Origin of the sequence: Caballeronia sp. LZ065 (assembly GCF_031450975.1) — a bacterium.
Taxonomy (GTDB): domain Bacteria; phylum Pseudomonadota; class Gammaproteobacteria; order Burkholderiales; family Burkholderiaceae; genus Caballeronia.
Map to the genome: position 1 here is coordinate 2,947,967 of NZ_JARUXV010000001.1, position 11,837 is coordinate 2,959,803.

16 protein-coding genes and 1 tRNA gene are annotated in these 11,837 nt (G+C 61.4%); 1 reads left to right on the top strand and 16 read right to left on the bottom strand.

What is annotated here, in order from left to right; all coding sequences use genetic code 11:
* Positions 1-235: 235 nt before the first annotated feature.
* From QCE63_RS13570 to QCE63_RS13600, 7 genes are all read right to left on the bottom strand, one after another.
* Positions 236-311: transfer RNA gene (locus tag QCE63_RS13570), tRNA-Thr, on the bottom strand.
* Positions 312-329: 18 nt separating this feature from the next.
* Entirely contained in the window at positions 330-836 is a 507-nt protein-coding gene (locus tag QCE63_RS13575) for a ClpXP protease specificity-enhancing factor (RefSeq protein ID WP_309833506.1), read from the bottom strand.
* A gap of 65 nt (positions 837-901) precedes the next feature.
* A complete protein-coding gene (locus QCE63_RS13580; RefSeq protein WP_008344155.1) occupies positions 902-1,513 on the bottom strand; it encodes a glutathione S-transferase N-terminal domain-containing protein in 612 nt (203 codons plus the stop codon).
* Positions 1,514-1,604: 91 nt separating this feature from the next.
* Positions 1,605-2,363, bottom strand: coding sequence for a cytochrome c1 (locus QCE63_RS13585; protein WP_309833508.1), 759 nt, complete (start codon positions 2,361-2,363; stop codon positions 1,605-1,607).
* A 23-nt stretch (positions 2,364-2,386) separates the two neighbouring features.
* A complete protein-coding gene (locus QCE63_RS13590) occupies positions 2,387-3,769 on the bottom strand; it encodes a cytochrome bc complex cytochrome b subunit (protein WP_309833510.1) in 1,383 nt (460 codons plus the stop codon).
* Entirely contained in the window at positions 3,770-4,390 is a 621-nt protein-coding gene (gene petA / locus QCE63_RS13595) for a ubiquinol-cytochrome c reductase iron-sulfur subunit (protein ID WP_309833512.1), read from the bottom strand.
* 226 nt (positions 4,391-4,616) lie between these two features.
* Positions 4,617-5,363 (bottom strand): Nif3-like dinuclear metal center hexameric protein, encoded by a 747-nt coding sequence (locus tag QCE63_RS13600; protein WP_309833513.1) that lies wholly within the window; start codon positions 5,361-5,363, stop codon positions 4,617-4,619.
* A 20-nt stretch (positions 5,364-5,383) separates the two neighbouring features.
* Here QCE63_RS13600 and QCE63_RS13605 point away from each other — a divergent pair, with 20 nt between their 5' ends.
* A complete protein-coding gene (locus tag QCE63_RS13605; RefSeq protein ID WP_309833515.1) occupies positions 5,384-6,601 on the top strand; it encodes a Do family serine endopeptidase in 1,218 nt (405 codons plus the stop codon).
* 106 nt (positions 6,602-6,707) lie between these two features.
* Here QCE63_RS13605 and tatC read toward each other — a convergent pair whose 3' ends face one another.
* The 9 genes from tatC to hisA all read right to left on the bottom strand — a co-directional run bounded on the left by tatC (position 6,708) and on the right by hisA (position 11,683).
* Positions 6,708-7,484: a twin-arginine translocase subunit TatC gene (gene tatC, locus QCE63_RS13610; protein ID WP_309833517.1), complete on the bottom strand. Its 777-nt coding sequence runs from the start codon at positions 7,482-7,484 to the stop codon at positions 6,708-6,710.
* Between the two features lie 41 nt (positions 7,485-7,525).
* On the bottom strand, positions 7,526-8,065 hold the full coding sequence (tatB, locus tag QCE63_RS13615; RefSeq protein WP_309833518.1) for a Sec-independent protein translocase protein TatB: 540 nt from the start codon (positions 8,063-8,065) through the stop codon (positions 7,526-7,528).
* 46 nt (positions 8,066-8,111) lie between these two features.
* The gene (tatA, locus tag QCE63_RS13620) at positions 8,112-8,348 is read right to left on the bottom strand and encodes a Sec-independent protein translocase subunit TatA (protein WP_309833816.1); all 237 of its coding nucleotides are present in this window, start codon (positions 8,346-8,348) and stop codon (positions 8,112-8,114) included.
* Between the two features lie 156 nt (positions 8,349-8,504).
* Complete coding sequence (locus QCE63_RS13625) at positions 8,505-8,867, bottom strand: histidine triad nucleotide-binding protein (RefSeq protein ID WP_309833519.1); 363 nt, start codon at positions 8,865-8,867, stop codon at positions 8,505-8,507.
* Between the two features lie 14 nt (positions 8,868-8,881).
* A complete protein-coding gene (locus QCE63_RS13630; protein ID WP_309833521.1) occupies positions 8,882-9,265 on the bottom strand; it encodes a hypothetical protein in 384 nt (127 codons plus the stop codon).
* Between the two features lie 34 nt (positions 9,266-9,299).
* On the bottom strand, positions 9,300-9,668 hold the full coding sequence (locus QCE63_RS13635) for a phosphoribosyl-ATP diphosphatase (protein WP_309833522.1): 369 nt from the start codon (positions 9,666-9,668) through the stop codon (positions 9,300-9,302).
* Positions 9,665-10,069: a phosphoribosyl-AMP cyclohydrolase gene (hisI, locus tag QCE63_RS13640; RefSeq protein ID WP_309833523.1), complete on the bottom strand. Its 405-nt coding sequence runs from the start codon at positions 10,067-10,069 to the stop codon at positions 9,665-9,667. Before hisI ends, QCE63_RS13635 begins: the two co-directional genes overlap by 4 nt.
* A gap of 3 nt (positions 10,070-10,072) precedes the next feature.
* Positions 10,073-10,846 (bottom strand): imidazole glycerol phosphate synthase subunit HisF, encoded by a 774-nt coding sequence (hisF, locus tag QCE63_RS13645; RefSeq protein ID WP_309833525.1) that lies wholly within the window; start codon positions 10,844-10,846, stop codon positions 10,073-10,075.
* A gap of 84 nt (positions 10,847-10,930) precedes the next feature.
* Positions 10,931-11,683 carry a 1-(5-phosphoribosyl)-5-[(5-phosphoribosylamino)methylideneamino]imidazole-4-carboxamide isomerase gene (gene hisA, locus QCE63_RS13650; protein ID WP_309833527.1) on the bottom strand — a complete coding sequence of 251 codons (753 nt, stop codon included), beginning with the start codon at positions 11,681-11,683 and terminating at the stop codon, positions 10,931-10,933.
* Positions 11,684-11,837 lie beyond the last annotated feature (154 nt).

Consider the following 11,837-nt stretch of genomic DNA (forward strand, 5'->3'; position numbering starts at 1 on the left):
ATCAAGCGCCCACACTTATCGGCTGTTAGTTTTTAAAGAGCACATCGCAGAACAGAATCACTGCACTTCCGTCTTGCGTCGCTGCATCAGCAGCAGAGAGACGAGATTATGAACAACGTTTTGAAGTCTGTCAACAAGAAATTCGAACTTTCTTATCGACCAAAACTGCCTGCTTCGATCTGCCTCACTTAAAGCAAACGGGTCGTGTGGACTTCACACGACCCGTCGACAGACTTGGTGCCGGCTGCAGGACTCGAACCCGCCACCTCATGATTACAAGTCAAGCGCTCTACCTGATGAGCTAAGCCGGCGAAGGACGAGATTCTACTTCATTTGACGACTTTGAGGTGGGACCTCACCGGCGATTTCGACGCGTCTTCTTCGAGCCCGGACTGCGGCTCTTCACGTGCGGTTTCGGCAGCCTCGCCGGGCGATTCCTCGACCTGGTGGGGAGCGCGCTCGGCAGGACGCGGCGCAAGCGGCGCAAGCGGCGCACCGACCGGCTCCGCGCCAGGATGCGCCGCCGGCTCAACCGGGAACGCCATGCCCTGTCCATTCTCTCGTGCATAAATGGCGAGCACATTCGCCACCTGCACTTCGATCTTGTGCGACTTGCCCGAAAACCGCGCGCTGAACTCGATCCATTCATTGCCCATCTGCAACTGGCTCGTCGCCTCGAAGCTGACGTTCAACACGATCTCGTCATTGCGGACGAACTGCCGCGGCACGCGCGTGGCCGCGTCAACCCGCACCGCGATGTGCGGAGTGAACCCGTTATCCGTGCACCATTCGTACAGCGCGCGCAGCAGATAAGGCTTGGTGGAAATCTCTTGCATCAACTTTCCTCCGCCGGGAGCGCCGCGCCGCACAATGCGCGCCGCCGCGTCCCAACGCTCTCAGACTAGCGACGCATCACCTTTTCGGAAGGCGTCAGCGCTTCAATATAAGCCGGTCGGCTGAAGATCCGCTCGGCATACTTCATCAACGGCGCCGCATTCTTCGACAGCTCGATGCCGTAGTGATCCAGGCGCCACAACAAGGGCGCGATCGCGACGTCGAGCATCGAGAATTCTTCGCCCAGCATGTACTTGTTCTTCAGGAAGATCGGCGCGAGTTGCGTGAGACGGTCGCGGATGGCGCTGCGCGCCTTCTCGTGGTTCTTCTCGGCGGCCTTGCCCTTCTCGTTCTCGAGCGTCCCGACGTGCACGAACAACTCTTTCTCGAAATTGAGCAGGAACAGCCGCGCACGTGCGCGCTGCACGGGGTCCGCGGGCATCAGCTGCGGATGCGGAAAACGCTCGTCGATATATTCGTTGATGATATTCGACTCGTACAGGATCAGGTCCCGCTCGACGAGGATCGGCACCTGGCCATACGGATTCATCACCGCGATGTCTTCCGGCTTGTTGAACAGGTCAACGTCGCGAATCTCGAAATCCATGCCCTTTTCGAACAACACCAGCCGGCAGCGCTGGGAGAACGGGCAAGTAGTGCCGGAATACAGAACCATCATGTTTTTAAAGTTCCTTCAGTAAACTCGAAGGGCCGGCCGCGGCATTTCCTGAGAAAACGCCGTCGGGCCGACCCACGCCGTTGAAGGCGCGCTATTTGATATCTTTCCAGTATGCCGCGTTCAGGCGCCACGCGAGGAAACTCAAGAGCGCCAGGAACAGCAGAACCCAGACGCCGAGCCGCTTGCGCGTCTGCTGCGCAGGTTCCGACATCCACGACATGTACGAAACGAGATCGGCAACAGCAGAATCATAATCTACGGACGACATGGCGCCCGGTGTAACCTGAGTGTAACCCACGAATCTTCTTAGCTTTTCGCCGGTGTGCTCGTCCGTATCGGTCTCGAACTTGGCGTCCCGGATGCCTTGCAACGTCCACAACACATGGGGCATGCCGACATTCTCATACACGAGATTGTTCCAGCCGGTCGGCCGGGTCGGATCACGGTAGAAGCTCCGCAGATACGTGTACAGCCAGTCCTTGCCGCGCGCCCGCGCCTCCACCGACAAATCCGGCGGCGCCGCGCCGAGCCACGCTTTCGCGTCATCCGGACGCATCGCAATGGACATGGTATTGCCGACCTTGTCCGTCGTGAAGAGCAGATTTTCCTGAATTTGCGCCGGGCTGAGGCCGATGTCCGTCAGGCGGTTGTACCGCATCAGCGTCGCGCTATGGCAATTCAGGCAGTAGTTTACAAAGATTTGAGCGCCATGCTGCAAGGACGCGAGGTTGTCGGAGCTGTCCGGCGCGCGGTCGAGGACGGTGCCTTCCTCGGCATGCGCCGTCGTTACCGTGCCGAACGCAAACAGCACCGCACCGATCATCGATAGTGTAGAGAGCCATTTTTTCATCGTATTCGTCTCCGGACGTGAGCTCAGTGAGGGTGGTAGTGCACTCGCTCCGGCGGCGTCTTGAATTTGCCGCGCGGCGTCCAGAACGGCATGCCGAGGAAAAACGCGAAGTAGATCAGTGCGCAGATCTGCGCGATCAGCGTCGCGGCGGGCGATGGCGGTCGCGTTCCCAGGAAGCCCAGCAGCAGGAAGGCGAACACGAAGATCCCGTAGAAAACCTTATGGAACAGCGGACGATAGCGGATCGACTTGACCGGACTGCGGTCCAGCCACGGCAGGAAGAACAGCGACACCACCGCGGCGCCCATCACCACCACGCCCCAGAATTTCGATTCTGTCAGCGCCATGAAGATCAGCATGAGGACCGCGAGCACCGGCAGGCCGAGCCGCCACTTGCCGCGCGCCTTCAGCAACGCGAGCAGGCCGAGCACCGCGATCACGATCATCAGCACGATCTTGAACGGATCCGTGGTCGCGCGCAGCATCGCGTAGAACGCCGTGAAGTACCAGACCGGCGCGATTTCCGGCGGCGTTTGCAACGGATTGGCCGGCACGAAGTTATTCGCTTCGAGGAAATATCCGCCCATTTCCGGCGCGAAGAAAATGATCGCCGCGAAAATCAGCAGGAACACGCTCACGCCCATGAAGTCGTGCACGGAGTAGTACGGGTGAAACGGAATGCCGTCGAGGGGAATGCCGTTCGCGTCTTTCTTCGCCTTGATCTCGACGCCGTCCGGATTGTTCGAGCCCACTTCATGCAGCGCCACCAGATGCGCGACCACCAGCCCGAGCAGCACCAGCGGAATCGCGATGACGTGGAACGCGAAGAAGCGGTTCAGCGTGACGTCGGAGACGACGTAATCGCCGCGAATCCACAGCGACAGGTCCGGCCCGATGAACGGAATCGCCGAGAACAGGTTCACGATCACCTGCGCGCCCCAGAACGACATCTGCCCCCACGGCAGCAGGTAGCCGAAAAACGCCTCGGCCATCAGACACAGGAAGATGGCGCAGCCGAAGATCCACACGAGTTCGCGCGGCTTGCGGTACGAGCCGTACATCAGCCCGCGGAACATGTGCAGGTAGACGACGACGAAGAACATCGACGCGCCTGTGGAGTGCATGTAGCGGATCAGCCAGCCCCATGGCACTTCGCGCATGATGTACTCGACCGATGCGAACGCGAGCGTCGCATCGGGCTTGTAGTTCATCGTCAGGAAGATGCCGGTGACGATCTGGTTCACCAGCACCAGCATGGCAAGCGAGCCGAAGAAGTACCAAAAGTTGAAGTTCTTCGGTGCGTAGTATTCTGAAACGTGCTTCTTCCACGTGGAGGTCAGCGGAAACCGACGGTCGATCCAGCCGATCAGGCCCGTCGTCTCCACTTCCTTGTCTGCGGTCGCCATTTACGCCTCTCCCTTTTCGTCCTTGCCGATCACGAGTTGCGTCGCGGAAGTGAACATGAACGGGGGAATGTCCAGGTTCTGCGGCGCAGGCTTGTTTTTGAAGACGCGGCCCGCCAGGTCATACGTGGAGCCGTGACACGGGCAGAGGAAACCGCCCGGCCAGTTATCGGGGAGATTGGGTTGGGCACCTTCCTGGAAGCGTGGCGTCGGCGTGCAGCCCAGATGGGTGCACACGGCGACCGCCACGAGAATGTTCTTGCGATCGGCACGGGACCGATACTCGTTGTTGCAGTACTCCGGCAACGGCATCGAGAATTCCATCTTGGACTTCGGGTCGGCCACTTCGTTGTCGGCCTTCTTGATGTCCGCAAGCATCTCGTCGGTGCGGTTGAGGATCCACACCGGCTTGCCGCGCCAGGCAACCGTCATCATCTCGCCCGGCTTGAGTCCGCTGATATCGACCTCGACGGGCGCGCCCGCCGCCTTGGCCTTCTCCGATGGAGCAAACGAACCCACGAAGGGCACGAGCGTTGCCACACCTCCGACACCACCCGCTACGGTCGTCGCAATCAGCCAGGTACGGCGGCCGCCGTCGACGCGTTTCTCATCCTTGTCTCGCATCACACGCCCCACTTCTGAGTTGGATTTATACCGTCACATCAGTGTTCCGCCGTTAGTGTGCGCGAATGGACTTGGCATTTACAAGGGCTGACTAGCAAAAATCACTCGAAGTAATTGATGCTTCAGGGTTTTCCCCACGTTTTCCGCGCAATCTCGTGAAGCATTCTTTTAAGGCTGTTAAGGCGGTTGCAAGCAAAAATAATCGACGCTGCGACTTAATGGCGCATTAAACCGGGTTATCGATGTCGATAAAAAGATGCCCGATATCGAACTGCTCGGAAAGGTGCGCGCCCAGCGCCTGCACGCCAAAACGCTCGGTGGCGTGATGACCCGCGCCGACATAAGCAACGCCCGATTCCACTGCCGTGTGCATGGTCTGCTCGGAGACCTCGCCGCTCAGATACACGTCGGCGCCGGCCGCGATGGCTGCGTCGAAATAGCCTTGCGCGCCGCCGGTGCACCATGCCACGCGGCGCAGTTCGCGGTCCGTGTCGCCGAATACGAGCGGCTTGCGGCCGAGCGCATTCTCGACCATCGCGCTGAAGTGCTCGAGCGAGAGCGGCATCGGGAGTGTCGCGATCCAGCCCAGATCCTGATCGGCGAAACGGTTGTCCGCGATCAAGCCGAGCCGCGCGCCGATCTGCGCATTGTTGCCGAGTTCCGGATGCGAATCGAGCGGCAGGTGATAAGCGAACAAGTTGAGGTCGTTGGCGATCAGCGTGCGCAACCTGCGATGCTTGCGCCCCGTGATCTGCGGCGCCTCGTTGCGCCAGAAGTAACCGTGATGCACGAGCACGGCGTCGGCGCCCCATTCCAGCGCGGCTTCGAGGAACGCCAGCGAGGCCGTCACGCCGGTCGCGATCTTCTGCACGCGGCGCGTGCCTTCAACCTGCAGACCGTTCGGGCAATAGTCCTTGAAGCGGCCGATTTCCAGCAGATTGTTCAGATACAATTCGAGTTCGATCCGATCCATGAAATCCTCTATCCCTTCAAATGCTTAGACGCTTCTGGCTATTTTTTGCCCAAGCGGTCACCGTGCTTTTGGCCCTGATGTTCATCATTGCGACCTTGAAACCGCAGTGGCTTCAGCGCCAGGGCCAGTTCGGCAAGCAGCTTGCCGAGCCGATCGTCGCGTTGCAGGAAGTGGCGCCGAGCATCGGCTCACGCCCCGTTCAATCGTCCTATTCGGAAGGCGCGCAGAAGGCGATGCCGGCCGTCGTGAACGTGTTCTCCAGCAAGGACGGCAACCTGCCGCCCGACCCGCGCGCGAAAGACCCGCTGTTCCGCTATTTCTTCGGCGACAAGAACAAACGCAAGAGTGACGAGCCGCCGGCGTCGAATCTCGGCTCAGGTGTCATCGTCAGCTCGGAAGGTTACATTCTAACGAACCAGCATGTCGTCGACGGCGCGGATCAAATCGAGGTCGCGCTCGCCGATGGCCGCACGTCCAGCGCGAAGGTGATCGGCGTCGATCCGGAAACCGATCTCGCGGTGCTGAAGATCAACATGACCAACCTGCCGTCCATCACGCTGGGCCGCATGGACCAGACGCGCGTCGGCGACGTCGTGCTGGCGATCGGCAATCCGTTCGGCGTCGGGCAGACGGTCACCATGGGCATCGTCAGCGCGCTCGGCCGCAATCACCTCGGCATCAACACGTTCGAGAACTTCATCCAGACCGACGCGGCCATCAACCCGGGCAATTCCGGCGGCGCGCTCGTCGACGTCAACGGCAACCTGCTCGGCATCAACACCGCAATCTACTCGCGCAGCGGCGGTTCGCTCGGCATCGGCTTCGCCATTCCGGTGTCGACGGCGCGCAGCGTGCTCGAAAGCATCATCACGACGGGCAGCGTCACACGCGGCTGGATCGGCGTGGAGCCGCAGGACGTGACTCCGGAGATCGCCGAATCGTTCGGGTTGGATCAGAAAGCCGGTGCGATCGTCGCGGGCGTGCTGCAAGGCGGCCCGGCTGACAAGGCCGGCATCAAGCCGGGCGACATCCTCGTGTCCATCAACGACGACACGATCACCGACACCACGCGCCTGCTCAACGTTGTCGCGCAGATCAAGCCGGGTACCTCGGTGAAGGTTCACCTGATGCGCAAGAACAAGGAACTGGATCTCAACGTGATGATCGGCAAGCGCCCCGCGCCGCCGCGCGCGCCGCAGATGCCGGAAGACGATCAGGGCGATCAGAACGACGAGTAAGCGGCGTCGCGTCCGAATAGCAGATAGCAAAAAGGCAGCTTCGATCGAAGCTGCCTTTTTATTTGCTCGAAAGCGTGGGACGCGACAATCAGCCGCACCGCTGCGACTATTCCGTTGCCGCTTCGTCCTTCTTGACGCCATCCTTGCCGATCACGATCCGCGCCGCAATGATGCCGGCTTCGTAAAGAATCACGAGCGGAATGGCGAGGATCAGTTGCGAGAACACGTCGGGTGGCGTGACCACCGCCGAAATGACGAACGCCGCGACGATCACGTAAGGGCGAATCTGCTTGAGCTTCTGAATCGACACGACGCCCATGCGCGCAAGCAGCACCACGACGATCGGCACCTCGAAGGTCACGCCGAATGCGAGGAACATGGTCAGCACGAAGCTCAGATAGTTGTCGATATCCGTCGTCATTTCCGCGCCGAGCGGCGCGTTGTAATGCGCCATCACGCGGAAGATGGTCGGGAACACGACGAAGTACGCGAACGCCATGCCGCACAGGAACAGCGAGTAGCTGCTGAACACGAGCGGCGCGACCAGCTTCTTCTCGTGCTGGTAAAGACCCGGCGCGACGAAAGCCCAGATCTGGTACAGCACGAACGGCAAGGCAATGACGAAGGCCACGAGCATAGTCACCTTCATCGGCACGAAGAACGAGCCGGTGACGTCGGTGACGATCATCTTGCCGTCGCGCGGCAGGTTCTGCATCAGCGGGCGCGCCAGCAGCCGGAAGATGTCCGGCGCCCAGTACACCAGCCCGATGAACACGACGATGACCGATGCGCCCGCGCGAATGATCCGGTCACGCAATTCGACCAGGTGGGAAATGAACGTCTCTTCGACGGGCTCTTGCTTTGTGTCTTGCGGGTCGCTCACGCCGCCCTCGGTTGGAGTCATCAGTGAAGGAAGTGTGGCACTCAGAAGAACTTCGTCGGCCGGCGCAGGGTGGCCGGCGTATGGCGGGCAACGCGCGCCGCGCCCGATTGCACGCGCGTGCGATGCGCAGTGGTGCGTTTATACCAGTTGGGGATCGCGCCCTGCTTGACGCGCCAGTTCTTGCGCTTCGCCGTGCTGGAAGTGGACGACGACCGCGCCCAGGGCTTGTCCGATGCGGCCGACGCCATGTCCACCGCTTCCTCCGCGCCGCCCGCGATGCTCGGCGCGACCGACGTGCCTTGATTCCATGCGTCGTTGAGTTCGGTTTCGTGGCGCTTCAGATTCTCATTGATCGACGTTTCGACGTTGGACGCCGCCGTCTCGAACTCGGTGCGCATCTTCTTGAGTTCGTCGAGTTCCATCTCGCGCACGACTTCCGACTTGACGTCGTTGATGTAGCGTTGCGCGCGCCCGAACAGCGCGCCCGCGGTGCGAGCCACGCCAGGCAGGCGTTCCGGCCCGAGGACCACCAGCGCCACGACGCCGATGACCGCCATTTTTGTCAGACCGAGATCGAGCATTGAACGAGTTGTGAAGAGTTGCGGTCGGCGGACGGATTACCGGCAATTAACGGTAGTCGCCCGAACGGGACTTGTCCTTCGCTTCGACGTCCACCGCGCCGTTACGCGGCAGTTCGCGCTGGTCGGCCGGAGTGGCAGTCGTCTCGTTCTCGCGCATGCCTTCCTTGAAGCCCTTTACCGCGCCGCCCAGATCGCCGCCGATATTGCGCAACTTCTTCGTGCCGAAGACCAGCGCCACGATCAACAAAACGATCAACCAATGCCAAATGCTCAACGAACCCATGAATGAAAACTCTCCGTGATTCCGCCCCGATTGGGATTCCGCGACGGAAGGTCGGCCTTTCAGCCCGTGCAGAGGCAAGTCGCCTCTGCATCAAATATCGATTTTGCTCGCCCAATATTTCATTGGAAAGGAGAAAGCCAACAAACCTTTCAGCTTTTATCCCATCCTGCGCCACGGACGGTCGCCCGCCAGCAGATGCGCATGGATGTGATACACCTCCTGACCGCCGCCCGGCCCGGTATTGATGACCGTGCGAAAGCCGGTTTCGCCGCCCGTATAGGCCACGCCCAAGTCTTTCGCCAACCGTCCGACGAGACTCACCATTCTACCAAGCAGCGGGGTGTCGCTTTCCGTGCAGTGCGAAAGTGTCTCGATATGTTTCCGCGGAATCACCAGTACATGGACCGGCGCCGCCGGATTGATGTCGTTGAAGGCGACGAATTCGTCGTCTTCATAGAGTTTCGTGCTCGGCAACTGGCCCGAAGCAATCTTGCAGAAAATACAGTTGTCTTGGCTCATGAATGTCCCGGGGATCAGAACCACGCACGCGGTTCGATCGTCTTGTTTTCGTAGAGAAACAGCCAGCCCTTCACGACGCGATAGAGCGTCCAGATGCTGACCGCGGCAAGAATCAGGAAGCCGACGCCGATCCAGATCGTCACGAGGCCGATCACATGGCCGAGCAACGCCCACCAGAATGTACGGATCTGCCAGGTGAAGTGATCTTCGTACGGCGTGCCGGCGGCGTCGCCGCGCTTGATGTAGTTGAGAATGATGGCGATCAGGCCGGTCAGCCCGCCTGTCAGCCAGTAGACGGCGTACAGCGCATACAGCACGTGGGTGAAGGTGCGCGTGTTGCGCGGATCGCTCGAATCCTGCACGACAGGCGGCGGATACGGTTCATAAGGCCGGTTCATGCTTGCCCTCCTTCGCATCAAGGCGAAAAGCTCGTCAGCCGCCGCTCTGCTCGCGCTCGCGCGACTTGCGCAGCGCCTTCTCCTCGATCCCCGACAAACCTTCGCGCCGCTCCAGTTCCGCGATCACGTCGGCGGGGCTCAGATCGAAGTGCGACAGCATCACGAGACAATGAAACCACAAATCGGCGACTTCGCTGACGAGCGCCTTCGGCGCGCCGCCATGACGTGCGTCCTTCGCGGCGAGCACGACTTCCGTCGCTTCCTCGCCGATCTTCTTCAGGACCGCGTCGTCACCTTTGTGAAAGAGTCGCGAAACGTAGGATTGTTCCGGATCGCCGCCCTTGCGGCCGTCGATGATGGCGGCAAGGCGCAACAAAGTGTCCAGCGTGGTGGCTTGCGTCATTTGTAGATGCGTTCAGGGTCTTTCAGCACGGGCTCGACGGCAACCCACTCGCCGCTGTCCGCCGTGCCTTCGAATTTCTGGAAAAAACAGGAATGACGGCCGGTGTGGCACGCAATGCCCGATACCTGCTCGACCTTGAGCAGCACGACGTCTTCGTCGCAATCGAGCCGCACATCGTGGACGTGCTGCACGTGTCCGGATTCCTCGCCCTTGAACCACAGGCGCTGGCGCGAGCGCGAGAAATACACCGCGCGCTTGAGTTCGATGGTCTTCGCGAGCGCCTCGCGGTTCATCCACGCGAACATCAGCACGTCGTTGGTCGAGGCTTCCTGCGCGATCACCGGCACGAGGCCGTTCGCGTCCCACTTGACGTGGTCGAGCCAGCTGGCTTGTTCGGTCATGCTTCAGGTCCTCACCGCGATGCCCTGCCCGGCCATGAAGCGCTTCGCTTCGCCGACCGTGTGCTCGCCGTAGTGGAAGATGCTCGCGGCCAGCACGGCGTCTGCGTGACCTTGAACGACGCCGTCCGCGAGATGCTGGAGCGAACCGACGCCGCCCGACGCGATCACCGGCACCGGCACCGCGTCCGAGACGGCGCGCGTCAATGCGAGATCGAAGCCGGACTTGGTGCCGTCGCGGTCCATGCTGGTCAGGAGAATTTCGCCCGCGCCGAACTCGGCCATCTTGCGCGCCCATTCGATCGCGTCGATGCCGGTCGCCTTGCGGCCGCCGTGCGTGAAGACTTCCCAGCGCGACGGCTCGCCTTCCGCCGACACGCGCTTGGCGTCGATGGCGACCACGATGCACTGCGAGCCGTGCTTGTCCGAGGCGTCGCGCACGAGCTGCGGGTTCGCGACCGCCGACGAGTTCATGCTGATCTTGTCCGCGCCGGCATTGAGCAGGCGCCGCACGTCTTCCACGGCGCGCACGCCGCCGCCGACGGTCAGCGGAATGAACACCTGGGACGCGACGGCCTCGATGATCGGCAGGATCAGGTCGCGCTGGTCCGAGGTGGCGGTGATGTCGAGAAAGGTGAGTTCGTCGGCGCCTTGATCGTCGTAACGGCGCGCGATTTCGACGGGGTCGCCGGCGTCGCGAAGCTCGACGAAGTTGACGCCCTTCACGACGCGGCCCGCGGTCACGTCGAGACAGGGAATGATGCGTTTAGCGAGAGCCATGTTCTGCCACTACTGGTTCGGTACGAAGTGAGGGCGGCTCGCGCCGCCCGATGCGCTTCTCAACATGTCCGCGCTGCAGCGGCTTCAGACGCCGTCGGCCTCGCGCAGCGCGTCGGCGCGCGTCTGGGCCGACTGGAAGTCGAGGTCGCCGGAGTAGATCGCACGGCCGCAGATCACGCCTTCGATGCCCTCCGACTCGACGCCGCAAAGCGATTCGATGTCCGCGAGGTTCGACAGCCCGCCGCTCGCGATCACCGGAATCTTGACGGACTGCGCGAGCCGCACGGTGGCGTCGATATTGATGCCCTGAAGCATGCCGTCGCGGCCGATGTCGGTGTAGATGATCGACTCGCAGCCATAGTCCTCGAACTTGCGCGCGAGATCGACGACTTCGTGACCGGTGAGCTTGCTCCAGCCGTCGGTGGCAACCTTGCCGTCCTTGGCGTCGAGCCCGACGATGATATGTCCGCCGAACGCGCTGCAGGCATCGCGCAGGAACCCGGGGTTCTTCACCGCCGCCGTGCCGATGATCACATAGGCCAGGCCGTCGTCCAGATAGCGCTCGATGGTTTCGAGATCGCGAATGCCGCCGCCCAACTGCACGGGGATCTGGCCGCCGACTTCATCGACGATGGCGCGAATCGCGTCGCCGTTACGCGGCTTGCCTGCGAACGCGCCGTTCAGATCGACGAGATGAAGCCGCCGTGCGCCGCGATCGACCCAATGTCGGGCCATGGCCGCTGGATCTTCTGAAAAAATGGTCGCCTGGTCCATATCGCCCTGCTTGAGGCGCACGCACTGACCGTCCTTGAGATCGATGGCCGGAATGAGCAGCATAGGTATCGCGTATCTTCTGGGTGGAGTTGATCAAAACGGCACCGGGCGGTTGCCTCCGCGAGGCCTGCCCCGCGCGCCGTCTCGCTAGTGTAGTACAAGTCTTGCAGCGGTCATGCGCTCGTAGCAATACGCGAAAACGCAAGCGTATGCACGG